The following is a 23458-nucleotide window of genomic DNA, read 5'->3' on the forward strand; positions in this document are numbered from 1 at the left end:
ATGTCGTATATGACGACCTTATTTCAAGTCGTTTTACTGTTTGGTGCGCTCGGCTACGGTGCATATTATATGACGAAAAAGACGCGCAAACAGCAGTTTTTTAAGCAGGGTGAAAATGGCCATATACAAGTAAAAGACGGCGTTTATTTAAATCATCAAACGAGTGCCTTTTTATTTGAAGTGGACGGAAAGCAAGTGTTTACTGTTATTAGTAATAACGGTGTGCAGTCTGTACAATTAACCGGAACAGGAAATCAGTTTCAACAAGCACTAGAAGACGCGGTGAAGAGTGAAACGAAAAAAGTAGAGGATCCATCATGAGAATAAAGAAACAGTTATCATTATTAGCCGTTATTTTCGTATTTTCTATCGTTTTTTCAATTATTTTTGTAAATCCAGCGTATGCAGCCCCGAACGGTTTTATTAATTTCGAAAATGGGAAAGAGTTTACGAGTAATTCAAGTGTACAACTATTTGCGCTCGTTACCCTTTTATCATTATCTTCTTCTATCGTTCTATTATTTACACATTTTACTTATTTTATGATCGTTCTAGGGATTACACGCCAAGGACTTGGGGTAATGAATTTACCACCAAACCAAGTGCTTGTTGGACTTGCATTATTTTTATCACTCTTTACGATGCAGCCTGTACTTGGGCAACTGAAGAGTGATGTGTGGGATCCGATGACGAAAGAGAAAATAACAGTAAGTCAAGCTGCGGAAACGACAGCTCCTATTATGAAAGAATATATGTCAAAGCATACGTATAAGCATGATTTAAAAATGATGCTGAAAGTACGCGGAGAAGAGTTGCCGAAAGATTTGAAAGATCTTTCACTATTTACGCTCGTACCATCCTTTACGTTAACGCAAATTCAAAAAGGTTTACTGACAGGGATGTTCATTTATTTAGCGTTTGTATTTATAGATTTGATTATTAGTACACTTTTAATGTACCTCGGGATGATGATGGTACCGCCGATGATTTTAAGTTTACCGTTTAAAATACTCGTTTTCGTATATTTAGGTGGATATACAAAAATCGTCGACATTATGTTTAAAACGGTCGCCTGAAGCGTTTGATGCTATGTGATAGGAGTCATATAAATGAATACGTCACCAATTATAGATATTTTTCAAACCTTTTTTTATAAAGGGGTTATGATTTTAATGCCGGTTGCCGGCGTAAGTATGATTGTCGTTATTATCATCGCTGTCATTATGGCGATGATGCAAATTCAAGAGCAAACGCTGACGTTTTTACCGAAAATGGCGAGTATTGTCCTCGTTATTATCATTTTAGGTCCGTGGATGTTCCAAGAGTTAACGACGCTTATTTTAGATTTATTTGATAAAATCCCATCGCTATTGCGTTCGTACTAAGATAGGTGAACTGAAATGAATATGGAATTATGGGCGGCGACGTTTTTTGCGTTTTGCCGCATTACTTCATTTTTATATTTTTTACCGTTTTTCTCAGGACGATCTATTCCAGCTATGGCGAAGGTTACATTTGGGCTCGGTCTGTCGATTACAGTTGCCGATCAAGTTGATGTTTCTCATATAAAGACGGTTTGGGATGTAGCTGCTTATGCAGCGACGCAAATTGTCATTGGATTATCTCTTTCAAAAATTGTAGAAATGCTGTGGAACATTCCGAAAATGGCTGGACATATTTTAGACTTTGATATCGGTTTATCACAGGCGAGTTTGTTTGATGTGAATGCAGGATCACAGTCTACTTTACTTTCAACACTTTTTGATATGTTCTTCCTCATTATTTTTATTTCACTTGGCGGCATTAATTATTTCGTTGCCACGATTTTAAAGTCGTTTCAATATACAGAGGCGATTTCAAAATTGTTGACGACTAGTTTTTTAGATAGTCTACTCGCAACGCTATTATTTGCGATCACATCAGCGGTTGAAATTGCTCTTCCGCTTATGGGAAGTTTATTCATCATTAACTTTGTTCTTATTTTAATTGCAAAAAACGCTCCGCAATTAAACGTTTTTATGAATGCATACGTAATTAAAATTACGTGCGGTATTTTGTTTATTGCAATGAGTGTACCGATGCTCGGTTATGTGTTTAAAAATATGACGGATGTATTACTTGAAGAGTATACGAAACTATTTAACTTTTTCTTAACGAAGTAGGGGGACGCGCATGGCAAAGGATAATAAAACAGAAAAGGCCACCCCGCAGAAGCGTAAAAAATCGCGTGAAGAAGGGAATATTGCCCGGAGTAAAGATTTAAATAATTTATTTTCCATTCTCGTATTAGCAGTTGTCGTTTATTTCTTCGGAGATTGGCTAGGGTATGAGATTGCAAATTCCGTAGCGGTGCTGTTTGATCAAATTGGAAAAAATACAGATTCAACCGAGTATTTTTATTTAATGGGGATTTTATTACTGAAAGTATCGGCTCCGATATTAATACTCGTATACGCTTTTCATTTATTCAATTATATGATTCAAGTCGGCTTCCTATTTTCTTCTAAAGTCATTAAACCGAAAGCGTCACGTATTAATCCGAAAAACTATTTTACGAGACTGTTTAGTCGTAAAAGTTTAGTAGATATTTTGAAATCACTATTTTATATGGGATTAATCGGTTACGTCGCTTACGTTCTCTTTAAAAAGAATTTAGAGAAAATTGTCAGTATGATTGGATTTAACTGGACTGCATCACTTACTGAAATTATTAGGGAAATTAAATTTATTTTCTTAGCAATTTTAATTATTTTAATCGTTCTTTCTATTATTGATTTCATTTATCAAAAATGGGAGTACGAGCAAGATATTAAGATGAAAAAAGAAGAAGTGAAACAAGAGCATAAAGATAATGAAGGGGACCCGCAAGTTAAAGGGAAACGAAAAAACTTTATGCATGCAATCTTGCAAGGAACAATTGCGAAGAAGATGGATGGCGCAACGTTTATTGTAAACAACCCGACTCATATTTCGGTCGTACTTCGTTACAATAAACACGTTGATGCAGCACCAATTGTCGTTGCAAAAGGGGAAGATGAGCTCGCATTATATATACGAACGCTTGCCCGTGAACAAGAAATACCAATGGTGGAAAACCGTCCGCTTGCTCGTTCTTTATATTATCAAGTCGAGGAAGATGAGACGATTCCAGAAGATTTATATGTAGCTGTAATTGAAGTTATGCGCTATTTAATTCAGACGAATGAACTTGAAGTATAATAGCGCGTTTGGAGGAGATCTCTTTGTTTAAGATAGATTCTGCAAGAACCTATTTTTCTATCTTTTTAGCAGCGTCATTCGTAGTGGCGCTCTTAATTCCACTTCCACCATTTATACTTGATATCATTATCGTTTTTCTACTAAGTATGTCAGTGCTTATTTATATGCGAGCGACAAGTATTAACGAGTGGGATGAATTAAAGTCATTTCCAACGATGTTGTTATTAATCGGGATTTTCCGCGTATCGATTAACGTTTCGACGACGCGAGCGATTTTGACAGATGGAAATGCAGGTCATGTTATTGAAGAGTTCGGCCAGTTCGTAATTGGCGGAAACTTATTAATTGGTATCGTTATTTTTACAGTATTAATCATATTCCAGTTTATCGTTGCAAACGGTGCGTCTCGTACAGCTGAAGTTGCAGCTCGTTTTACACTTGATTCTTTACCAGGGAAACAAATGTCTATCGATGCTGATTTAAACCAGCGTATTATTTCAGAAAAAGATGCACAAGCAAAACGAAAAAAATTAAATATGGAAACAGAGTTTTACGGGGCGATGGATGGTGCCGGAAAGTTCATTAAAGGGGACGTTATTTTCGGGATTGTTATTTTATTCGTAAACATTATTTTCGGTTTAATTGTCGGAATGATGCAGCAAGGGATGAGCTTTGCGGATGCGGCTCTTCATTATACACAGTTAACTGTCGGTGACGGAATCGTAAACCAAATTGGATCGCTTATGCTTGCAATTTCAACAGGTATTATCGTAACGCGTGTATTTGACGGTTCACCGGATACAGTAACAGAAGGTATCTTTAAAGAGTTATTAGCGCATGAAGTCGTTGTATATGCGCTCGGTGGTTTATTTATCGCAATGGGTATTTTTACTCCGCTACCGTTTCTACCATTCGCACTCGTTGGCGGAACAATTATCTTCTTAGGAATTCGTAATAAAAATCGAATAAAGAAAGAAAAAGAAGACGAGCTTCAAAAAGAAATAGAAATGATCCAAGGCGAAGATGAACAACTGCAACAAGTGGAAGATTCATTCGGAGTATTTACGGATAAATATCCAATTATAGTAGAACTCGGTTTAGATTTAGCAGCACTTGTAAAGCAAAAAATTAACGGGGAAACAGCGCGTGATAAAGTTGTTCTTATGAGGAAGTCAATTATTACTGACCTTGGTATTAACGTTCCTGGAATTAACTTTAAAGATAATACGAGCTTTAGGCCACGCGGACGTTACATTATTCGAATTAAAGGTGCGAAGGCGGCTGAAGGTGTTTTAAAATCAGGTTATTTATTAGCACTGAAAACACCAAACGTAATGGCTGATTTAGATGCAGAGCCAGCGAAAGATCCAATTTTCGGTGAAGATGGATATTGGATTTTAGAGCATATGGTGCAAGATGCACAAATGAAAGGCTATCAAGTTTTAGAGCCACTTAGCATATTAATTACACATTTAGATGTTGTCGTTAGACGTAATCTTCATGAATTAATTCAGCGCCAACATGTAAAAGACTTAATTAACTCGCTTGAAAATGATAATGGCGTTCTATTAGAAGAGATTAAGAAAAAAGAAATTGATTTATCACTTGTTCAAAATGTTATTAAACAACTTCTAAAAGAAGGTATTTCTATTCGTGATTTACCAACAATTATTGAAGGTATTATTGACGGCAAAGAAATTTATCAAAACCACGTGGATGGTGTAACATCATTTGTTCGTGAATGTATTTCAAAAGTTATTTGTGAAAATGCGAAAAATCCAGACGGAAAAATATATGCAGCGCTCTTCTCTGATTCAATTGAGTTAGATGCGGATGTTGTGAATAATTCATATCAAGGTTACCTATTAAACTGGGATTTAGATTTAGAAACACGTGTCGTTGAGCAAGTGCAGCGCGTCTTTAAGCAAGCACGTTTAATGGGAAGAGAACCAGTGTTATTAACACGTAGAAAAGATTTTAGATTTGCGATTGTAAGACTGCTAGAACGTTATCAAGTGGAAGCACAAGTACTTTGTATTAGCGAATTAGCACCAGAAATTGTTGTGGATCAAATTGCCTATATTGAATAGTAGGGGGTGAAGTAATGGAAAGTACAGAAAAAAAAGAAGCGTTAATGCGAATAAAAGCAGCTTCGAAAAATGAATTGTATCGAAAGTTATTTGACCAATATGGTACAGATTATTATTACGTTGTCGATGAAAGTGTAAAACGAAATATACCGTTTTTTTGGAAAAAGGATTATGAAATGTTAGTTGCTTTTCCAGAAGAAAAACAGGAAGAAGTGAATGAAGGTACAGCTCAATTTCATGAACAGTTAATGGATGTTGTGAATGATCCTTCAGAACAAATTGTGAAGGCGAATGGAATTCAATCAGTACTGCACAATTTAGAAAACGTAACGACTTCTATGTCATACGCGGCGATGCAAACAGGAAATAGTGAAGAATGGGCAAGAAAAAAAGAGAAACTATTAAAGCTGTTTGAAAAAGGAATCGTCGTTGTGAAACCGATGAAAGAAACGGAAGTAACGAAAGTAACGAAAAAGAAAAAAGTTGTGAAACAAGTCGTTCCAGTAAAGAAAGAAGAAGTAGCTCCAAATAAAGAAAATCAAGAATCTGTACCGTTTATTATTCAAAAAGTAATTCGGATGCTAGAACAAAATGATGTGGAACAATATTTCATTCATGCATATGCTGAAAAGTTAAAAATAAAGTTTGAAAATGCAACGATGATTACGGAAGAAGAAGTTATCAGGTACATATTGGAAGATATGAAATCTCATTTCAATACGGAAAACGTCTTTGAAAAAGAAGTACAAACAATTGCATTAATCGGTCCAACTGGCGTTGGTAAAACGACGACACTCGCGAAAATGGCATGGCAATTTCACGGTAAGAAAAAAACAGTTGGTTTTATAACGACAGATCATTCGCGCATAGGAACAGTACAGCAATTGCAAGATAACGTAAAGACAATTGGATCTGAAGTAATTGCTGTGCGTGATGAAGCTGCAATGACAAGAGCGCTTACGTATTTTAAAGAAGAAGCACGCGTCGATTATATTTTAATTGATACAGCCGGAAAAAATTATCGTACGTCAGAAACAGTGGAAGAAATGATTGAAACGATGGGACAAGTAGAACCAGATTATATTTGTTTAACGTTATCAGCTTCTATGAAAAGTAAAGATATGATTGAAATCATTACAAACTTTAAAGATATTCATATAGATGGTATTGTGTTTACGAAATTTGATGAAACAGCAAGTAGTGGCGAATTGTTGAAAATTCCAGCGGTATCATCAGCTCCTATTGTATTAATGACAGATGGCCAAGACATAAAGAAAAATATACATATCGCTACAGCTGAACATTTAGCAAAACAAATGTTACAAACATCGTAGAAAAGAGGTGAAGAATAAGGCGCTTGCCTTATTCAAACGAATATGAACGGTCTTTATATAGGTTCTATGGGCATGATGAATTACATGCAGCGCATTAATGTTCATTCGAATAACGTTGCAAATGCTCAAACGACAGGATTTAAAGCAGAAAATATGACGTCTAAAGTATTTGATGTACAAGACACATATCGCCGCGGAGATGGGGCGGTAACAAATATCGGTTCGGTCGATTACGCTGTAGTACCAGCTGCAACGCATGTGAATTTAGTACAAGGAAATATACAAATGACAAATAGCGCTACAGATTTCTTTTTAGATGACGGCGCGGCCGGCACAACATCATTTTTTGTTACTTCTAAAAATGATGAAACGTTTTTAACGAGAGATGGTAGTTTCACATTAAATAGTGATCGATATTTACAAACATCTTCAGGTGCTTTCGTAATGGGAGAGAATAATGAGCGTATTCGTATTCCAGAAGGAGCAAAGGTTGCTGTACAAGCAGACGGTACATTATATGATGAAGCAACACAAAATAATATTGGTCGTTTGCAAACAAAAACAGTAGATGCAGAAACGAATGCACGTCTCGTGCAACGTGAAAACAAAAGCTTTACACTAGCAGAAGGAAACATTGCTAATTTACCGAACGGAACAGGAATAGTAAAAAATCATATGCTAGAAAATTCAAATGTAGATATGACGAAAGAGATGGCAGATCTTATGACAGATCAAAAGATGATTCAAGCATCACAGCGTGTTATGACGTCATTTGATAAAATTTATGAAAAAGAAGCGAATGAAATATTGAGATAGTGGACTCCTAATAAAGGAGTCTTTTATTAATTTAAAATTTCAGAATTATCAATTGACTTTATGGAGCTTCTTTTTTATATTAGTAGGTATAACTATAACTACTAAAGAGGTGAGAGTATGACAACGGCATTATATTTAGAAGATGCATACAAAACGAGTTGCGAAACAGAAGTGATAAGAGTAGAAGGGAATAAAGTATTTGTAAAAGAAACAGTTTTTTATCCAACTGGTGGAGGACAGGAATGTGATACGGGTGTCATTGTACAAGATGGGTCTGTATTTGAAGTTGAAAAAGTAAAGAAGGAGCAAGGAGAAATAGTTCACTATATAAAAGATGAAGCTCAAGTAAAGTTAGGTCCAGTTAAATTAGAGATAAATTGGGAAAGACGTCATAATTTAATGTGTCATCACTCTTTACTGCATCTTATCGGAGCTGTTGTTTATGAAAAGTATGGAGCTCTATGCACTGGAAATCAAATTTATCCTGATAAAGCACGTATCGATTTTAATGAGTTACAAGAGTTATCGAGCGTGGAAGTAGAAGAAATTGTTGAGGAAGTGAATAAACTTATTAAGCAAAATAAAGAAATTTCCACTCGTTATATGAGCCGCGAAGAAGCAGAAAATGCTGTAGGAATGATTAAAACAGCAATAAATCTCCTGCCAACTACTATCCAAGAAATCCGCATTGTTACAATTGAAAATTTAGACGAACAAGCTTGTGGAGGCACACATGTGAAAAATACGAGTGAAATAGGAACACTTGTTATTGATAAAGTAAAAAGTAAAGGGAAGCAAAATCGTCGTTTTGAAGTAAGGGCGATTTAGATTGTGAGGGGTTACCGATGGATGAAATTATAAAGGAATTACAAAAGTTAGGATTTTCTCAGTATGAATGTAAAGCGTATATTGGACTACTAAAACATTCCCCAGTAACGGGCTATGAAGTGAGTAAACAAACAGGAGTACCTCGTTCTATGATTTACGAGGTACTCGGTAAGTTAATGGATAAAGGAGCGGTGCATATTGTACCTTCTGAACCAGTTAAATATGTACCAGTACCAGCTACCGAATTAATGAATCGAATGCGAAAAGACTTTGAAAAGTCCTTTGAATTTTTAGATGAGAAATTAAATTGTTTAGAACAAGAGCGACAAATAGATGTAATTTCGCATATTCGCTCAAATGATCGTGTTTTAAAAGAAATATGCAATATAATTAATAGGGCAAAGGAAGAATTATGGATTTCTGTATGGGAAGAACAAGTGCATGAAATTGAGCCATACATTCATCAAAAGGAAGAGGAAGGCGTACATATATTTTCAATCTTATTTGGAGCTCCAGAAACAAAAATAGGAGCGACGTTTCATCATAATTATATGACGCCCCACGTTGTTGAAAAGAGAATGGGTGGTCATTTAACTGTTATTGCTCGTGATGGAGAGGAAGTATTAATTGCGAACTTCTCAAATGATAGCACTTCATGGGCCGTTACAACGTATGACCCAGCGCTAGTTCTCGTTGCTACAGAGTATGTGCGGCACGATATTATGGTTGAAGAAATCACAAAGGAATTTGGAGCTGATAAGTTAGATACGTTATGGCGTGAAAATATAGATTTAGTTCATGTTGTAACAGGAAAACGAACTTTAGAAGGAATGGAGGATGATAGAGATGAGTAAAGCTCAGGCACATGTAGCTTTGCAGAGTGACGATACATTTCAGCAAGGAGTAAAAGATTGTTTACCAACTGTATTTGGTTACTTGAGCATCGGTATAGCAGCTGGTGTAATTGCAAAAACAGCTGGTTTCTCCATCATTGAAATTGCATTTATGTCCACTTTAATTTATGCAGGTTCTGCCCAATTTATATTAGCTGGTATGTATGCAGCCGGTGCTCCTGCTTCCGCAATTATTTTTACTGTATTTTTTGTTAACTTGCGCCACCTTCTTATGAGTGCTGCACTTGCACCGTACTTTACGAAAATTCCTCTATTTAAAAACTTAATCATCGGTTCGCAAATTACAGATGAAACTTTCGGCGTTGCAGTGCAGCATGCTGCGCAAAAAGGATATTTAGGTGAAAGATGGATGATAGGGCTTAATGTAACAGCGTATTTAAATTGGATTCTTGCCACTATCATTGGCGGGCTATTTGGTGAGTGGATACCAGATCCACATACATACGGCATGGATTATGCATTACCAGCGATGTTTATCGGATTATTTGTTCTTCAGCTCATAAGTAGTAAACCGAAACTAGCAATTCATTTAAGTGTTGCAATTGTAGCGATTATTATCGCATACGTTTCACACTTATTTATGCCAGATAGTATAGCGGTTATTATCGCAACCTTACTAGCTGCGACGATTGGAGTGTTGATTGAAAAATGGAAATGAGATTAGATGTATTATTACTTTTACTAGCAGCAGGAGCTGTTACACTCGTGCCACGTATTTTACCTCTACTCGTATTTAGTAAACTACAAATTCCAGACTGGGGTTTAAAATGGTTAAATTACATACCAATTGCAATATTAGCAGCACTTTTAGCACAAGTTTTATTTATGCACGAGACGATGCAGTGGGATTATTTTATTGCAGCAATTCCAACATTTCTTGTAGCGATATATACTCGTAGTTTATTAGGTACAGTATTAACGGGAGTGATTGTGATTATTTTGTTACGTTTCCTTTTCTAAAAAGGATTACGCTCATATCATAGCGAAAAGTGTAATAACATAAAAAATATAGGGGTGGTGTTATGATACTTTTAACGATAGGAGCAATTTTGTTAACGTTGTTTATTTTCTTTATTATCGGTTTCGTTACGTTTATGATGTTTGTTGATAAGGCGACACCTCAAATATATTATACACCTTGTGAATCAGTGACAGTGAAAACTAAAGGTAAACATAGAAGGAAGAAAAGTTGAAAGTTGGCTTTTCTTCCTTCTTCTATTACATCCCCGAAAGAATTAACAACAATAATCCAAATAAAAAACTAGTCAAGGAAAGAAAACCGATACATATTGAGAATACACGATTATTTCCCCATTCGCGCCAGAAAGTTATAAAACCTAAAATACAAAGGAAAAACCAAATGGGTAAGAATATGAACTCACTAATTTTCTCGGGAAGTAACGAATAAAAAGTTGTTACATATAAGATCCAATTAGTAAAAAATAAAATGCAAACGATAATAGATTGTAAGTAGAGGCGGTTGAAAAATCTCCTTTTTTTTACGGTTATAAAAATGATAGTTAGCGCTGAGATAAAGGCAATGAGTATGAAAATAAGTAAGAGTAATGTCAGCGTCATTTTGAGTCTCCTGTATAAGATTGTTTTTATCACGCATGGGCAGTAAGACCCACACCTTAAAACTCAGCGTAAGAAAAGAGATTAGGTGGGGGATGAACCCCCCCCACTGATTGAAGTTTCACTTTACAAGAAATGAATCTATTAAATTGTATGCTTGTTTTGTAGAGTGCCCGTTATATTTTTCAGTGTACGGATTTAGAAATCCATGTTCACCGTGTAGTTGTTTTATTTCTAATAAAGGATTCTTTTGTTGCTGCAATGTGTGAATTAAAGAGGATACTGAAAAACTAGCCTCTTTTTCAGGGAATATAAGTAATGTAGAGCATGTAGGCTTTATGTGAACATAGTCGCGTATACGAGAACCGTAACATCCGATAATAAAATCTATTTTCGGATTGTTACTACATAGCCATGAGATGGTAGCTCCAACACTAAAGCCGATAAGTCCAATATGTGTATAACTACTAGAAAGATGGGAAATGAATTCTTCAATTTGCTTTTTTCCATCATCAAATCCAATATGATTTACAAAATGTTCATATGCTTTTTCTTCATCACGATAATGAAATGCGTGTTGTGATTGTAGAAGATTAGGACAGAATACATCTATATGAGATGAAGTAAAGTGCTGGGTAACGTGATGCATATGGTCGTTCACACCATATATTTCATGAACAATAACGAGAGCTAATTTTTCCTTCATAGTTATAAATTACCTCTATGAAACTTAAATTCTTTCTCAACAAGGCAAATACGCAGATGGAAGTTTTCATACCATTGCTCACGACCTCTTTTTTTCGCTTCTTTATGTAAGGTGTTCTTCTTCCAATTTTCAATCGCATCAAGTGATTCCCAATAAGAAATTGTTATTCCGAGTCCAGAATTACCTCGTGCACTTTCTACACCTAAAAATCCAGATTGTTGCTTTGCAAGTTTCTCCATTTCTTCGGCAACGGTATTATAGTCAGTTGTATTATTTGATAAATTAGAAGTGAATATAACTGCATAATAAGGCTTGTTTTTTTCTAAATTAGATGCCATTATTTTTCCCCCTTAATGTATAGTACAAATAATTAATCCATAGTTTGTATTTTAGCAGGTCACAAAAAGAAAAGAAGTAGAAAATTCTTATTTTTTTAGCTCATGTAAAATAAAGGATTGAAGAACTTTATAATAAGTAATCTGAAAGAAGAAAAATGCCACTTCAAAAGAGAAGTGGCATTTCTTATATTTCCTCTAAGCTATTAACTGGAACAGTTAATTCGCGTCCTGGGTTTTTTACTTCATATATGCGGGCGGTTTCATTGCTTTCATCGACGTGTTGAATCATAACAGGCATGCCTTGAAAATTGACATTGGCTTGTTCTGCTGACATAGAAAGCTCTATTGCACGTTGTATATTCATTTATATTCCTCCCATCATTATTATCTTTGCTAAAAAAGAGGAATAATATACCATTTAGAGACATTCTTAAAGTTTTTGTATTATTTGTAATATTTCTTTAATAAATGAAGTGAAGATGGAATCAGGATAGCTATCTATTGCTTGAACGGCTTCTTTTGCCTCTTTTAAGGCAGATTTTTTATCTTGAAGTTCTATATAGCAAAGGGCACGATAAGACCCAGCTGTTAATACCCACGATTGATCAAGTGGATGACTCATATAATCTGGTATGGTAGCGTGTTTTAATATTGCCAAAGCTTCCTTATAACGTTTTAAGCCATACAAAGATTTTCCTTTTTCAAGATAATATAATCCATCGTCTTGAAAGATTGGTTCATCTTTTAGTTTTTCTCGAAATTGTTCTAGATGTTTTAATGCGATTGTATATTCATTAGTAATTGTGTTGTAATAGTATGCTTTTAAAATATCAATAATTGCGATGGATAGAATATCTTCTGTAAAAATGGCAAATTGCTCAGATTTTTTTATGTAATATAAATATTGTTCTTTATCAGCTGTAATGACTTTTTGGTAAGATAAAATCCGGTAAAATTCATCTGTTTTATAATACACTTGATGCTTTTTTGAAAATGCAAGTGCATCTAAAATGACTTTTTCACATTTTTCATAATTGCCGTATGCGAGTAAAATAATGGCTTCTTTTAAGTATAGTTGTATATGTGTAATCAGATCCATTTCTAAATTCTTTGCTTTATATTCATCACGAATTGTAGCAATCATCTGTAAACATTCTTTATATTTTTTACGTTTGAAGAGCATATAGTAAAACAGTAGTTTCGTTTCAGTGCTTTCTCGATATAAAGTATATTTTTCAAATATAGAAACAGCAGTTTCAACGTAATATTCAATATGATAATCGTTCATAATAACTGCTCCTGTTAGGAACTGTTTATATAAGCGAGCTGTATTTAAAGTAGAAGGTAGCTCTGTTTGAACGATAGGTAGTAAAGTCTTGTATACTTCATCGCATTTATTTGCTTTTATTAATGGCTCCATTTTTTGAATGAGTTCTACAATTTCTCCTTCATCTTCTTCTAATAAAAAGCTCATTTCACATTCAAGTTTTTCAGCAATATATTGTAATGTTTTCATAGAAGGTGTAGCTTTTCCATTTTCAATTTGACTAAGCATACTTTTTGTCAGTTCCGAACCTACTAGCTCTGTTTGTGTAAGCTTTTTTTCTTTTCTTAATGTTTTAATTTTTTCGCCGAGAGTTGCCATATTATTGCTCCTTTATATTTAAAAAGTTAAATTATATTTAACTTTATGTTGTGGAAATCGGAAAATTGATTATATAATAAGTTTAACACAATTTAACTTTTAAGGGGAGAGAGTCAAAAATGGGAGATATAAGTATAGGACAACATGATTCAAGAATGAAGATTGCAACGAGAAACATCATTTTAATGATGATTGGAAAAATGACGTCTTTATTAGGCGCAGGTATTTATACGTTCGCAATGGGGTTATACGTATTAAAGACTACTGGTTCAGGGATGGGGTTTGCAACTACGCTCGTTTGCGGATCACTTCCAAGGATGATCTGTGGTCCAATTGCTGGTGCTGTAGCAGATCGCGTCAATCGAAAATGGCTTGTCATTGGTACTGATTTATTAAGTAGTTTAACGATGCTTAGTATGTTTATTCTTGCTACTATATTTGGACCATCACTTCTTTTTATTTATATTTCAGCAGCATTATTATCAATTTGTGCAAGTTTTTATTCCGTTGCATTAACTTCGTCTATTCCGAGTTTAGTAGATGAAGGACGTATTCAAAAAGCGAGTGCTTTAAATCAAACGGCGGCTTCTTTATCAAATATTTTAGGGCCGATTATTGGCGGAGTTGTATTTGGTTTCTTTTCAATTCAGTCGTTCTTTTTGTTGAATAGCATTACATTCTTTTTAGCGGTTATTTTGCAATTATTTATTGTATTTGATTTATATAAAAAAGAAGTGGCTGAGAGTAAAGAGCATTTCTTGACGAGTATAAAAGAAGGTTTTTCATATATAAAACGAAAACATGAAATATATGGTTTAATGAAAATAGCATTGTGGGTAAACTTTTTTGCGTGTGGTCTAACCGTTGCACTTCCATACATTATCGTACATACATTACATTTATCTTCAAAGCAACTTGGTACTGTAGAGGGAATGTTAGCAGTCGGGATGTTAATTGGTGCGATTGCTTTATCGGTGCGTAAAGAAGTGAATAATCCGTTTCGTTCAATTTATACTGGACTGTTTTTGTTTGCAGGTTTAAGTTTATGTACAGTCTTTCCGTTGTTAGTTATCATTCCAAAAGTAGCAAGTTTTATTTACTATATTGCTTTTATGATGTTAACTGGTATAGCAATTATGATTGTAAACATTCCAATGCAAGTACATATGCAAAAAACGACAGATCCGAACTACCTAGGGCGTGTGTTTGGCCTACTTGAAACAATTGCGACTGCAATCGCACCACTTGGTATGATTGTATATGGACTACTATTAGATATGTTGCCAACTAGCATTGTTATGATGACATTAGGCGTAGGTTTATTGTTAGTTGTATTAGTAGGAGTAAAGAAGCATGTAATGAAAAAGCAAGTGGATGTGTCTGTCTAAAAGGAAATGTGACTTAATAAAATAAAAATGACTAAATTAGTATTTTAGTTTTTGAAACTCTTTTTCATGTATGTTAAAGTAAAGTGAGCTTGCAAAGAAAAGGAGACAACAGCATGAAAAAATTAAGTTTTGTTATGCTTTTTCTATTAGTCGTAATGGCTGGATGTAGCAATTATGACACATATATTGAAACAGGTATGCAATCATTGAAAGATGAAAAATATAGTGATGCAACAATGTGGTTTGAAAAAGCAGAAAAAGAGAAATCCGGGAATGAAGCGAAATCATATAAAGAAATGGCCGAGAAAATGGATCACGGAGCAACAGCATTAAAAGACGGTAAGTATTTAGAAGCGAAAGACATTGCAAATGAAGTGTTACAAATGAAAAAAGACGATGCACTTGAAAAAGCTGTAACATCAAATGCAGAGAATATGCTTCAAAAAGCAAAAGATGTGGAAGAGAAAGTAAATGAAAGAGTGGCAAAGCGTAGAAAGGTAGAAGAAGAAGGAATCGATAAAATTATTAAAGCTGTCGATAGTATAGATGAAGTGAAAGAAAAAGAGAAGAAAGTATCAGAAGCATTAGATAAGGCTGAAGAGGCGCAAGCGAAAATTGAGGCAAAGAAAAATAAATAGATTTATAGTTTAAAAGGCTGTCGTGCATAACGACAGCCTTTTAATTTTTTGTTGCAAATGAAGTGATGCTCTGTAATAAAAAAGAAATGATTTTAGAATTCCATCTGTCCTCATGATGAATCGTATAAATATTACGCTGAAATTCAAATTCAGGGATTGGTATATAGCATAGCTCATTTCGTTGTATTTCTTGTTCGATAGCAAGTTTAGAAATCAAGGCAATTCCATTACCATATTTTAAAATTTGTTTCATCGTTTCTAATGAATCTAATTCAATTTCTGATTGGAATGTAATGTTGTGCGCTAACGTCCATTGTGTAAGTAAATCTCTCGTTGTAGATGGGTTACGATGCAATAGTATGCGTTCCTTTTCTATATTTTGTAACGATACATTGTCTTTCTTTGAAAAATGATGTTCTTTGGAAAAAGCAAGAACAAGTGTATCGGGCATTATATTCGTTTGTTTTAAAAGTGGTTCATCAAATGGAGCAGCGGAAATTATCCTAAGATCGATTTCGTGATTTTGTAGCATCATTCGAATTTCAGGGGCTGTTTTCACTAGTAGCGTTATTTTTATATTGGGAAATTCACATTGAAATTGATGAACGACTGCTGGCAAAAGATAAGTCGCTGGTACATAACTAGCGCCAATTGTTATAGCACCTTTATGAAAATCTTTAAACTCTTGCGTGACACGTCTAGCTTCTTTCATAAGTGCATCTATTTTACAAGCATAATGGTGCAAAGCCTCACCAGCCTCTGTTAAGAAATACCTTCCAGAACGTAATTCGAATAAAGACACACCGAGTTCTTCTTCTAAGCTTTTTATATGAAAAGTAATAGTTGGTTGTTTAACGCCAAGTTTTTCTGCAACGATTGTAAGCTTTTTGTATTTCTTAATAAGTACTACAATTTCTAATTTTAAGAGATTCATTATGAATTGCCGCCTTTTTTATTTTAACTATAGAAAAAATCTATAGAAATAAATAGTTTATTAGAAGTTTTTTAATTTAATCTTTACAGTGCATTAACATTCAGTATAAATCTTCCATATAGAATGAAAGCAGGTTAAGAATGAGGGGAGAGAGGTGAGACGATGGATATTAAAATTAATGGATTAGAAAAAACATTTGGAAAAACACAAGCGTTAAAGCCGTTGCAGATTGTAATGAAAAAAGGGGAATTCACTACACTTTTAGGACCTTCGGGATGTGGGAAAACGACTTTACTTAGAATGATAGCAGGACTTGAAGAACCGGATAAGGGAGAAATATGTTTTGGAGACCAATGCATGTATTCTGCTACAAAAAAGATAAAGACATCTCCTCATGAACGGAATATCGGTATGGTATTTCAAGATTTTGCTTTATGGCCGCACATGACTGTTTTTGAAAATGTTGCATTTGGTTTAAGAGCTACAAAGCAAACGAATCATTTACGAGAAAAAGTAGAGGATGCGATAAAGCGAGTTCGCCTGCAAGGTATGGAGAAAAGGTATCCACACGAACTTTCTGGTGGACAGCAACAACGTGTCGCATTCGCTAGAGCAATTGTAACAAAACCTCATTTTATTTTGTTTGATGAACCGCTAAGTGCACTCGATGCAATTTTGCGAGAAGAAATGAGAATAGAGCTTATGGATATCGTTCATTCCATTGGTTTAACTGCACTGTATGTCACTCACGATCAAACAGAAGCAATGTCAATGTCAGACCAAATTATTGTCATGAAACAAGGAGAAGTATTACAAAAAGGAACACCGGAAGATATTTATGTGAAACCGTCTCATGAATTTGTTGCCAAATTTGTTGGTAAGGCGAATTGGCTTGTAGAGGGTGAAAAAATGATTCGTCCAGAGCATGTGAGTTGGACAAAAAATGATGTGTGCGAAATGTATACAGGTGAAATTCAGCACGTTACATACGTAGGAGAGCGTTATGAAGTGAAAGTAAATATGGGGACTTTAGGCATCTGGACAGCCTATCACAATAGTAAGCTAAGCATCGGGAAACCAGTATCGTTATATGTACCCAAAAAATGTATTCATCATATAGGGGGAGAATCGTATGAAGAAATTCAGTTCGCTTAAGTCTTTATTTGTATGTACTTTACTATTTTCTACTGTAGTAACAGGTTGTAGTTCAAAGACAGGTAATGCAGATGCAAAAAGTAAAAATATGAATGAAAAGAAAATTGTTGTATATAGTGCAGGGCCAAAAGGGTTAGCAGAAAAAATTCAAAAAGACTTTGAAAAGAAAACTGGTATAAAGGTGGAAATGTTTCAAGGGACAACTGGTAAAATTTTAGCGAGAATGGAAGCTGAAAAGAAAAATCCAGTCGTTGACGTTGTCGTACTCGCTTCCTTACCAGCGATGGAAGGATTAAAGAAAGAGGGTCAAACGTTAGCTTATAAAGAGGCGAAACAAGCTGATAAGCTGCGTTCTGAATGGTCAGATGATAAAGGCCATTATTTCGGGTATAGTGCTTCAGCATTAGGGATTGTGTACAATACAAAAAATGTGAAGACGGCGCCTGAAGATTGGAGCGATATAACGAAAGGAGAATGGAAAGGGAAAGTGAATCTTCCAGATCCAGCACTTTCAGGTTCAGCTTTAGACTTTGTAACAGGATACGTGAAAAAGAATGGACAAGATGGATGGAATTTATTTGAGCAGCTTAAGAAAAATGAAGTTACAGTAGCAGGAGCAAACCAGGAAGCGTTAGACCCAGTTGTAACAGGTGCGAAAGATATGGTCATTGCGGGTGTTGATTATATGACGTATAGCGCAAAAGCAAAGGGTGAACCTGTTGATATTGTATATCCAAAAAGCGGAACAGTTATTAGCCCACGTGCAGCGGGGATTATGAAGGATAGTAAAAATGTTGAAGGTGCAAAAGAGTTTATTGATTATTTATTATCCGATGATGTACAAAAACAAGTTTCTAAAGCGTATTTATTGCCTGGTAGAACAGATATAAAAGCTGAAAATAGACCAAATATAGAAGAGATTCCAGTATTAAATATTGATTGGAAAACAGTTGAGAAAGAGCAAGATGAAATAGGAAAACAATTTAAGAAAGTATTTCAATAAGATGGTGATTCCATGGTAAATCGATTCGTATCAGTAAGACAAGTTGGAATGACGGTAGCGTTATTACTTGTGGCGATGTTAATCGTCATTCCACTTTTTCTTATTTTATTTTCTAGTGTATATGAAAATAGCAGTTGGAATTTTTTAAAGCCTTTTGAAGTGATGCAGAGTGGTGGATTAGCTGGGATTTTTCTAAATTCGATGCTTCTAGGTGCACTCGTTGTAATAGGTGCTACAATATTTGCATTTCCATTGGCATTTATTATGAGCAAAACAGATGTAGGAAAGTATAGTAAGTTAGGTATTGTTTTTATGATTCCATTTATGACACCGCCGTATATTGGATCGATGGGCTGGATTTTGTTCATGCAACCTAACGGCTATTTTGAACAATTTTTCCCGATGTTAAAGACAGTTTCATCATCGTTTTTTAGTTTAGGAGGTATGGTATTAATTATGAGTCTGCATTTATTCCCATTCCTTTATTTCATGCTGAAAAACACGTTGCTTCAGATTGGGAGTAGTAAAGAAGAAGCTGCAGCAGTTCATGGCGGAAGTTTTTTCTATCGCTTAAGAAAAATAATATTGCCGTTATTAGTATCAAGTTATGTAATGGGTGCTTTACTCATTTTCGTAAAGACGATTGCTGAATTTGGAACACCGGCTACATTCGGACGTAGAATAGGATTCCACGTGTTAACATCAGAAATTCATAAATTTATTTCGAGTTGGCCAATTGATTTCAGTAGTGCAACAGCATTATCTTCTTTATTACTTAGTGCTTGTATGCTTATGTGGTATATACAAAATGTATTGAATCGAAAGTATTCATATGCAATGGTTAGTGGAAAAGGTGTGAAATCTAAAAGATATACTTTGTCTATATTTACGCGCGTTGTAGCATGGATGTATGTAATTGGTTTATTAATCGTATCGATTGGAATTCCATACTTTTCTATACTTATTGCTTCTTTTTCAAAATTAAGAGGCGGCGGTTTACATGTAAATAACTTTACAACAAGTCATTATGAGGCATTGTTTACAATGGGGTCTCCGGGATTAGAGGCTTTATGGAATAGTTTTCTTTTTTCACTCGTAACAGCGATTATTGCGGTAATGATTGGAGTCTTTTTGGCACTTATGATTCGAAAGGGGAAAAAAACCTCTGAAAAATGGCTTGATATGTGCGGTATGTTACCGAATATGGTACCAGGAATAGTTATGGTTGTAGGTCTTATTCTATTTTGGAATTCACCATATATGCCTATGTCAATTTATAATACACCAATCATGGTTATCGTAACGTATGTTGTTCTGTTTTTACCTTACACGGTGCAATATGTAAAATCATCACTCGGACAAATTGATGATTCTCTCGTGCAGGCAGGAAGTATTTTTTCTGGAAATTATATTTATATTTTTAGAAAAATAATATTGCCTCTTATTATCCCAGGCATTCTTGCCGGATGGGCGATGACATTTACAATTTCAATAAGAGAGTTAGTAGCATCACTTCTCGTATTACCTCCATCAGTAGAAACGTCAGCAACGTTTATTTTTGCTCAATTTGAACAGGGTGAAGTATCTATAGGAATGGCGATGGCCGTTGTTTCTGTTGGACTTACAACAATGTGCTTATTACTGCTGCAACATATGGAGCAAAAGCGAAAAGGGGTAGCATGATGAGAGTGGAAGTATGGGGAGGAGCAGGAGAATACGGTCGCTCTTGCTATTTTGTAAAAAATAAAGAGACGAAAATAGTATTTGATTGTGGTATTAATCGATCATATGAGAATAGTTATCCAAAAATAGAGGGAGAAGTTGTTCAATTTTTAGATGCGGTATTTTTATCACATATTCATGAAGATCATACGATGGGTTTACCTTTATTGGCGAAGTATGGATATAAGAAAAAAATTTGGACGACTCGTTATACGAAGGAGCAACTGCCGTTATATTATGAAAAATGGAGAAACTATAATGTGATGCAAGGGTGGAAGTTACCTTATAGCGACCAACATATAAAAGATTTAAATTATGTATGTATTGATGAGATTAGTAATCCAAATGAATGGATACAAATTACTCCTACATTGCGGTTTCAGTGGGGGTATAGTGGGCATGTATTAGGAGCTGTTTGGTTTTTAGTTGATATGTGTAATACATACGTATTTTATTCAGGCGACTATTCAGCAGAGTCTAATATACTACGAGCTAATTTACCTGAGAAATTGGGCCACAATATAAAAGTTGCAATTGTAGATGCCGCTTATCACACAGATGATGTTTCGCAAAATGAAAGATTAGACGATCTATGTGCAGAAATTGAACGAGTTATGCAAAATGAAGGAATAGCATTATTACCGCTGCCACAACTTGGTAGGGCGCAAGATATAGTATTGTATTTATATGAACGATATAAAGAATTTCCGCTTATAGTAGATAAAGAAATTTTGGCTGGATTTGAAGAGATGTTCATATATAAAGGTTGGATAAAAAATAATGAAGAACTTAAATGGATTATGGAGAGTTTAAAAAGAAACATAATAGTGATGGATAATGACATTAGTATGCAAAATAGTTACGGAATAGTTGTAATGAGTGATGCGAATATGCAAACGAAACGAGCACAGTTATACTATGAACAACTTCGGAATGAAAAACGGAATGCCGTTATTTTTACTGGGCATATTGCGAAAGGGAGTTTTGCAGAAAAAGTTATGAAAGAACATGTAAGGAGTACATGTAGGGTGAAGAGAGTTCCGTATAAAGTTCACCAAAGTATAAGAGACGTTAAAGAGATGCTAAATACATTATTACCAGAACATACGGTGTTAGTGCACGCTTTGAAAGAGGATACGGATCGATTACAACAAAAGCTAAGTACAGCAGGGTATGAAAATGTATATTCACTTGCAATGGAACGTATAGAAGTCATTTGAAATGTAAAGGGGATAGGTATATGAAAAAAGTATTTGTATTCGTAAGCATTTTCTTTTGTTGTTTCCTTTATAACGTTAAGGAAGGGTTTGCAGCTAGTCCAATGAAACCTAGTTTTGAAGTAAAGTTATTATTGAAGCCAGAACAAGTATTAGGTGATAACAAAGAGATGAAGCAAGAGGTGCTAGAACATTTCCAGGCTGGTACAAAATATGAAAGAATACAAGTGCAATTTTTAGATACTGCGAATAAAAGTTTAAGCGAGGAAGGTTGGTTTGCTAGAATTCGAAAGAAAGAATTTAGTAAAGATTTTGAATTAACATATAAAAAAAGATATCCTATTCCAAATGGTGTAATTCAAGATGCACTAGAAGTAGCTAAAAAAGAAGGATTCGATAGTAATACGGATAGTTATGAGGCGGAAATAGATTGGGGATTTGAGAAGAAAACATTAAGCATTTCAAATAAGAAAAGTTACAGCGCTAAAGGATATGGGATACTTGATTTACCAAATGAACAAGCTGCTCAAAACATGTTAGTAGAAAAATTACCAGGGAAAATGAACAAATGGTTGTATACAAATTGGGGAGAGGAAATGTTAAAGAATTCCCGTATTTACGGTCCTGTATTAATGAAACGATATACAGGAGAGTTTGAAAACATAAAAGCAAATATTGAAATTTGGCCATTAAGTAATACCGGAAAATTAGAAGATGACTTCGTAATAGAAGTGTCATTTAAAACAAATGAAGAAAGTATTGCGACAAAACAAAGGGAATTATTAATGGCGAGTTTAGAGAAAAAAGGCTGGTTGTTACCGAAAGATAGTTTGAAGACAGAGCTTATTTTTCAGTAAATGAGAAAAAAGGAATCCATATTTCTTGGATTCCTTTTTCTAATATATGAGTATTAAGCTAAGTCAGCTGACACGAACATATCACTATTTTGAAGGTTTTTAGAGCGTAAACTATAAGCAACTACCTTCTTTTTATATTGTTTTACAACATCAACATGCTCCTCGTGACTATAAATATAAAATGTAAAATTCTTTTTGCCACGTTTTGCATTGATAATTAAAGGCGTACCCTCATTGTGTGGTGGTGCATAATAGCGATCTAAAAATAAACCTTCGTTAAAATCATGAATAATTTTTGATTTCTGTTCGCCTTCTACGTTATTTCCGTGAATTGTAATAGTCACATTCTCTTCTTCAAGTTTTGGATGTGTTTCGTACTTGCTAATAATGGATTCAATAACAGTGTTAGGAAGGCTAGAAACGATAATTTTAAATGCTCCAAATACAACTAACATTACAATAAACCAAGTCGCCATAGTATATCATCCCCTTTATTCTATTTAATAATATAACTCATATGGTAATAGTACATATGGTGAAGTTTTGTATAATTTGTGAAAAATATGCCATTTTCACGAACGAAATGTTAGAAAAATCAATTTTGTTACAAAAAGTTGAAATCGAAGTATTTTAAAAGAAAAAGGTTTATAATAAAAATATAACTAATAACCACATTACTAATTATAAGGAAGTGTAACTATGAGTACTGTAGCAATCGTATATGGTATTATTCTTTCCACAATTATTGTTTTGTTTTTCGTTGGGGTTTCACGTTATATTCATAAATGGAAAGAAGGCGTTGCGAAATTAAATCACATTGAAGAAGAACTTAGTGATTTAATGTTACATCATGGTAAGTAAACATTTATTTTTTAACTAAACAATGTGAAGAATATCACAAAACGTGCTTTCCTAATGAAGGCATGTTTTTTTGTTGTTTAAGAAAAGAAGTGTTTTTGTATAAATAATCTAATTATTACTTAAAAAGGGAAATTTATTTAGTATAATATATAATATGTTTATTTTAGGGGGAGTATCATGAGGGGATTAAAAGTTGTTGGAATTATAGCTGGAATTAC

The 23458-nt window shown here is 34.5% G+C and carries 29 protein-coding genes; 22 read left to right on the forward strand and 7 right to left on the reverse strand.

The annotated features are described in order from the left end of the window. The 13 genes from GBN78_RS15470 to GBN78_RS15530 all read left to right on the forward strand — a co-directional run bounded on the left by GBN78_RS15470 (position 1) and on the right by GBN78_RS15530 (position 10394). On the forward strand, positions 1 to 321 hold the full coding sequence (locus tag GBN78_RS15470) for a hypothetical protein (RefSeq protein WP_000121176.1): 321 nt from the start codon (positions 1 to 3) through the stop codon (positions 319 to 321). Continuing rightward, on the forward strand, positions 318 to 1076 hold the full coding sequence (locus tag GBN78_RS15475; protein ID WP_001220582.1) for a flagellar type III secretion system pore protein FliP: 759 nt from the start codon (positions 318 to 320) through the stop codon (positions 1074 to 1076). The genes GBN78_RS15470 and GBN78_RS15475 overlap by 4 nt, the downstream gene beginning before the upstream one ends. Before the next feature lie 33 nt (positions 1077 to 1109). Then, on the forward strand, positions 1110 to 1385 hold the full coding sequence (locus GBN78_RS15480) for a flagellar biosynthetic protein FliQ (RefSeq protein WP_001098085.1): 276 nt from the start codon (positions 1110 to 1112) through the stop codon (positions 1383 to 1385). Positions 1386 to 1400: 15 nt separating this feature from the next. Further along, a complete protein-coding gene (locus tag GBN78_RS15485) occupies positions 1401 to 2162 on the forward strand; it encodes a flagellar biosynthetic protein FliR (RefSeq protein ID WP_001055706.1) in 762 nt (253 codons plus the stop codon). Positions 2163 to 2172: 10 nt separating this feature from the next. After that, positions 2173 to 3219: a flagellar type III secretion system protein FlhB gene (flhB, locus tag GBN78_RS15490; RefSeq protein WP_001030111.1), complete on the forward strand. Its 1047-nt coding sequence runs from the start codon at positions 2173 to 2175 to the stop codon at positions 3217 to 3219. Between the two features lie 23 nt (positions 3220 to 3242). Next, positions 3243 to 5309 carry a flagellar biosynthesis protein FlhA gene (flhA, locus tag GBN78_RS15495; RefSeq protein WP_000472534.1) on the forward strand — a complete coding sequence of 689 codons (2067 nt, stop codon included), beginning with the start codon at positions 3243 to 3245 and terminating at the stop codon, positions 5307 to 5309. Between the two features lie 14 nt (positions 5310 to 5323). After that, positions 5324 to 6643 (forward strand): flagellar biosynthesis GTPase FlhF, encoded by a 1320-nt coding sequence (gene flhF, locus GBN78_RS15500; protein WP_000446172.1) that lies wholly within the window; start codon positions 5324 to 5326, stop codon positions 6641 to 6643. Between the two features lie 42 nt (positions 6644 to 6685). Then, positions 6686 to 7459 (forward strand): flagellar basal-body rod protein FlgG, encoded by a 774-nt coding sequence (locus GBN78_RS15505; RefSeq protein WP_001013932.1) that lies wholly within the window; start codon positions 6686 to 6688, stop codon positions 7457 to 7459. Positions 7460 to 7576: 117 nt separating this feature from the next. After that, a complete protein-coding gene (locus GBN78_RS15510; protein ID WP_000205395.1) occupies positions 7577 to 8287 on the forward strand; it encodes an alanyl-tRNA editing protein in 711 nt (236 codons plus the stop codon). Between the two features lie 17 nt (positions 8288 to 8304). After that, positions 8305 to 9141, forward strand: coding sequence for a TrmB family transcriptional regulator (locus GBN78_RS15515; RefSeq protein ID WP_000343357.1), 837 nt, complete (start codon positions 8305 to 8307; stop codon positions 9139 to 9141). Then, positions 9134 to 9859, forward strand: coding sequence for an AzlC family ABC transporter permease (locus GBN78_RS15520; RefSeq protein ID WP_000030478.1), 726 nt, complete (start codon positions 9134 to 9136; stop codon positions 9857 to 9859). The genes GBN78_RS15515 and GBN78_RS15520 overlap by 8 nt, the downstream gene beginning before the upstream one ends. After that, positions 9850 to 10161 carry an AzlD domain-containing protein gene (locus GBN78_RS15525; protein ID WP_128266915.1) on the forward strand — a complete coding sequence of 104 codons (312 nt, stop codon included), beginning with the start codon at positions 9850 to 9852 and terminating at the stop codon, positions 10159 to 10161. Before GBN78_RS15520 ends, GBN78_RS15525 begins: the two co-directional genes overlap by 10 nt. A 62-nt stretch (positions 10162 to 10223) precedes the next feature. Further along, on the forward strand, positions 10224 to 10394 hold the full coding sequence (locus GBN78_RS15530; protein WP_000602244.1) for a DUF3951 domain-containing protein: 171 nt from the start codon (positions 10224 to 10226) through the stop codon (positions 10392 to 10394). Positions 10395 to 10419: 25 nt separating this feature from the next. Here GBN78_RS15530 and GBN78_RS15535 read toward each other — a convergent pair whose 3' ends face one another. From GBN78_RS15535 to GBN78_RS15555, 5 genes are all read right to left on the reverse strand, one after another. Continuing rightward, the gene (locus GBN78_RS15535) at positions 10420 to 10779 is read right to left on the reverse strand and encodes a hypothetical protein (RefSeq protein WP_098300382.1); all 360 of its coding nucleotides are present in this window, start codon (positions 10777 to 10779) and stop codon (positions 10420 to 10422) included. A 118-nt stretch (positions 10780 to 10897) separates the two neighbouring features. Next, complete coding sequence (locus tag GBN78_RS15540) at positions 10898 to 11482, reverse strand: dienelactone hydrolase family protein (protein WP_044584282.1); 585 nt, start codon at positions 11480 to 11482, stop codon at positions 10898 to 10900. A 2-nt stretch (positions 11483 to 11484) separates the two neighbouring features. Beyond that, positions 11485 to 11820 carry an antibiotic biosynthesis monooxygenase family protein gene (locus tag GBN78_RS15545; RefSeq protein WP_000157880.1) on the reverse strand — a complete coding sequence of 112 codons (336 nt, stop codon included), beginning with the start codon at positions 11818 to 11820 and terminating at the stop codon, positions 11485 to 11487. A 184-nt stretch (positions 11821 to 12004) separates the two neighbouring features. After that, positions 12005 to 12184, reverse strand: a complete 180-nt coding sequence (locus tag GBN78_RS15550; protein ID WP_001025731.1) for an H-type small acid-soluble spore protein — start codon at positions 12182 to 12184, stop codon at positions 12005 to 12007. A gap of 66 nt (positions 12185 to 12250) precedes the next feature. Then, the gene (locus tag GBN78_RS15555) at positions 12251 to 13465 is read right to left on the reverse strand and encodes a helix-turn-helix domain-containing protein (protein WP_030024885.1); all 1215 of its coding nucleotides are present in this window, start codon (positions 13463 to 13465) and stop codon (positions 12251 to 12253) included. Positions 13466 to 13584: 119 nt separating this feature from the next. On the opposite strand from GBN78_RS15555, the gene GBN78_RS15560 reads away from it, so the two are divergent. Then, positions 13585 to 14853 carry an MFS transporter gene (locus GBN78_RS15560; RefSeq protein ID WP_025967108.1) on the forward strand — a complete coding sequence of 423 codons (1269 nt, stop codon included), beginning with the start codon at positions 13585 to 13587 and terminating at the stop codon, positions 14851 to 14853. A 113-nt stretch (positions 14854 to 14966) separates the two neighbouring features. Then, positions 14967 to 15491, forward strand: a complete 525-nt coding sequence (locus GBN78_RS15565; protein ID WP_000736428.1) for a DUF4398 domain-containing protein — start codon at positions 14967 to 14969, stop codon at positions 15489 to 15491. A 40-nt stretch (positions 15492 to 15531) separates the two neighbouring features. Here GBN78_RS15565 and GBN78_RS15570 read toward each other — a convergent pair whose 3' ends face one another. Next, a complete protein-coding gene (locus tag GBN78_RS15570; RefSeq protein WP_152127496.1) occupies positions 15532 to 16425 on the reverse strand; it encodes a LysR family transcriptional regulator in 894 nt (297 codons plus the stop codon). A 162-nt stretch (positions 16426 to 16587) separates the two neighbouring features. Between GBN78_RS15570 and GBN78_RS15575 the strand changes: the two genes are divergently transcribed. From GBN78_RS15575 to GBN78_RS15595, 5 genes are read left to right on the forward strand one after another with little or no spacing between them, the layout of a single operon-like run. After that, positions 16588 to 17580, forward strand: coding sequence for an ABC transporter ATP-binding protein (locus tag GBN78_RS15575; RefSeq protein ID WP_000351795.1), 993 nt, complete (start codon positions 16588 to 16590; stop codon positions 17578 to 17580). Beyond that, on the forward strand, positions 17558 to 18583 hold the full coding sequence (locus tag GBN78_RS15580) for an ABC transporter substrate-binding protein (protein WP_000714716.1): 1026 nt from the start codon (positions 17558 to 17560) through the stop codon (positions 18581 to 18583). The genes GBN78_RS15575 and GBN78_RS15580 overlap by 23 nt, the downstream gene beginning before the upstream one ends. Before the next feature lie 12 nt (positions 18584 to 18595). Continuing rightward, a complete protein-coding gene (locus GBN78_RS15585) occupies positions 18596 to 20266 on the forward strand; it encodes an ABC transporter permease (RefSeq protein WP_152127497.1) in 1671 nt (556 codons plus the stop codon). Further along, entirely contained in the window at positions 20263 to 21525 is a 1263-nt protein-coding gene (locus GBN78_RS15590) for an MBL fold metallo-hydrolase (RefSeq protein WP_043308210.1), read from the forward strand. The genes GBN78_RS15585 and GBN78_RS15590 overlap by 4 nt, the downstream gene beginning before the upstream one ends. Before the next feature lie 20 nt (positions 21526 to 21545). Continuing rightward, positions 21546 to 22379 (forward strand): hypothetical protein, encoded by an 834-nt coding sequence (locus tag GBN78_RS15595; protein ID WP_044584287.1) that lies wholly within the window; start codon positions 21546 to 21548, stop codon positions 22377 to 22379. Between the two features lie 53 nt (positions 22380 to 22432). On the opposite strand, the gene GBN78_RS15600 is transcribed toward GBN78_RS15595, so the two are convergent. Next, positions 22433 to 22855 (reverse strand): YfmQ family protein, encoded by a 423-nt coding sequence (locus GBN78_RS15600; protein WP_152127498.1) that lies wholly within the window; start codon positions 22853 to 22855, stop codon positions 22433 to 22435. A gap of 41 nt (positions 22856 to 22896) precedes the next feature. Here GBN78_RS15600 and GBN78_RS15605 point away from each other — a divergent pair, with 41 nt between their 5' ends. Together GBN78_RS15605 and GBN78_RS15610 are read left to right on the forward strand one after the other, a co-directional pair. Beyond that, on the forward strand, positions 22897 to 23013 hold the full coding sequence (locus GBN78_RS15605) for a hypothetical protein (RefSeq protein ID WP_001987133.1): 117 nt from the start codon (positions 22897 to 22899) through the stop codon (positions 23011 to 23013). A 65-nt stretch (positions 23014 to 23078) separates the two neighbouring features. Beyond that, the gene (locus GBN78_RS15610) at positions 23079 to 23240 is read left to right on the forward strand and encodes a hypothetical protein (RefSeq protein WP_000108701.1); all 162 of its coding nucleotides are present in this window, start codon (positions 23079 to 23081) and stop codon (positions 23238 to 23240) included. The last annotated feature ends 218 nt before the right edge of the window (positions 23241 to 23458 follow it).

This window comes from Bacillus sp. B2-WWTP-C-10-Post-4, assembly GCF_009183805.1.
GTDB lineage: Bacteria > Bacillota > Bacilli > Bacillales > Bacillaceae_G > Bacillus_A > Bacillus_A cereus.

Coding starts and splice junctions, on each gene's coding strand:
- GBN78_RS15470 (WP_000121176.1), top strand. CDS start 1: ATGTCGTATATGACGACCTTATTTCAAGTCGTTTTACTGTTTGGTGCG.
- GBN78_RS15475 (WP_001220582.1), top strand. CDS start 318: ATGAGAATAAAGAAACAGTTATCATTATTAGCCGTTATTTTCGTATTT.
- GBN78_RS15480 (WP_001098085.1), top strand. CDS start 1,110: ATGAATACGTCACCAATTATAGATATTTTTCAAACCTTTTTTTATAAA.
- GBN78_RS15485 (WP_001055706.1), top strand. CDS start 1,401: ATGAATATGGAATTATGGGCGGCGACGTTTTTTGCGTTTTGCCGCATT.
- flhB (WP_001030111.1), top strand. CDS start 2,173: ATGGCAAAGGATAATAAAACAGAAAAGGCCACCCCGCAGAAGCGTAAA.
- flhF (WP_000446172.1), top strand. CDS start 5,324: ATGGAAAGTACAGAAAAAAAAGAAGCGTTAATGCGAATAAAAGCAGCT.
- GBN78_RS15505 (WP_001013932.1), top strand. CDS start 6,686: ATGAACGGTCTTTATATAGGTTCTATGGGCATGATGAATTACATGCAG.
- GBN78_RS15510 (WP_000205395.1), top strand. CDS start 7,577: ATGACAACGGCATTATATTTAGAAGATGCATACAAAACGAGTTGCGAA.
- GBN78_RS15515 (WP_000343357.1), top strand. CDS start 8,305: ATGGATGAAATTATAAAGGAATTACAAAAGTTAGGATTTTCTCAGTAT.
- GBN78_RS15520 (WP_000030478.1), top strand. CDS start 9,134: ATGAGTAAAGCTCAGGCACATGTAGCTTTGCAGAGTGACGATACATTT.
- GBN78_RS15525 (WP_128266915.1), top strand. CDS start 9,850: ATGGAAATGAGATTAGATGTATTATTACTTTTACTAGCAGCAGGAGCT.
- GBN78_RS15530 (WP_000602244.1), top strand. CDS start 10,224: ATGATACTTTTAACGATAGGAGCAATTTTGTTAACGTTGTTTATTTTC.
- GBN78_RS15535 (WP_098300382.1), bottom strand. CDS start 10,779: ATGACGCTGACATTACTCTTACTTATTTTCATACTCATTGCCTTTATC.
- GBN78_RS15540 (WP_044584282.1), bottom strand. CDS start 11,482: ATGAAGGAAAAATTAGCTCTCGTTATTGTTCATGAAATATATGGTGTG.
- GBN78_RS15545 (WP_000157880.1), bottom strand. CDS start 11,820: ATGGCATCTAATTTAGAAAAAAACAAGCCTTATTATGCAGTTATATTC.
- GBN78_RS15550 (WP_001025731.1), bottom strand. CDS start 12,184: ATGAATATACAACGTGCAATAGAGCTTTCTATGTCAGCAGAACAAGCC.
- GBN78_RS15555 (WP_030024885.1), bottom strand. CDS start 13,465: ATGGCAACTCTCGGCGAAAAAATTAAAACATTAAGAAAAGAAAAAAAG.
- GBN78_RS15560 (WP_025967108.1), top strand. CDS start 13,585: ATGGGAGATATAAGTATAGGACAACATGATTCAAGAATGAAGATTGCA.
- GBN78_RS15565 (WP_000736428.1), top strand. CDS start 14,967: ATGAAAAAATTAAGTTTTGTTATGCTTTTTCTATTAGTCGTAATGGCT.
- GBN78_RS15570 (WP_152127496.1), bottom strand. CDS start 16,425: ATGAATCTCTTAAAATTAGAAATTGTAGTACTTATTAAGAAATACAAA.
- GBN78_RS15575 (WP_000351795.1), top strand. CDS start 16,588: ATGGATATTAAAATTAATGGATTAGAAAAAACATTTGGAAAAACACAA.
- GBN78_RS15580 (WP_000714716.1), top strand. CDS start 17,558: ATGAAGAAATTCAGTTCGCTTAAGTCTTTATTTGTATGTACTTTACTA.
- GBN78_RS15585 (WP_152127497.1), top strand. CDS start 18,596: ATGGTAAATCGATTCGTATCAGTAAGACAAGTTGGAATGACGGTAGCG.
- GBN78_RS15590 (WP_043308210.1), top strand. CDS start 20,263: ATGATGAGAGTGGAAGTATGGGGAGGAGCAGGAGAATACGGTCGCTCT.
- GBN78_RS15595 (WP_044584287.1), top strand. CDS start 21,546: ATGAAAAAAGTATTTGTATTCGTAAGCATTTTCTTTTGTTGTTTCCTT.
- GBN78_RS15600 (WP_152127498.1), bottom strand. CDS start 22,855: ATGGCGACTTGGTTTATTGTAATGTTAGTTGTATTTGGAGCATTTAAA.
- GBN78_RS15605 (WP_001987133.1), top strand. CDS start 22,897: ATGGTAATAGTACATATGGTGAAGTTTTGTATAATTTGTGAAAAATAT.
- GBN78_RS15610 (WP_000108701.1), top strand. CDS start 23,079: ATGAGTACTGTAGCAATCGTATATGGTATTATTCTTTCCACAATTATT.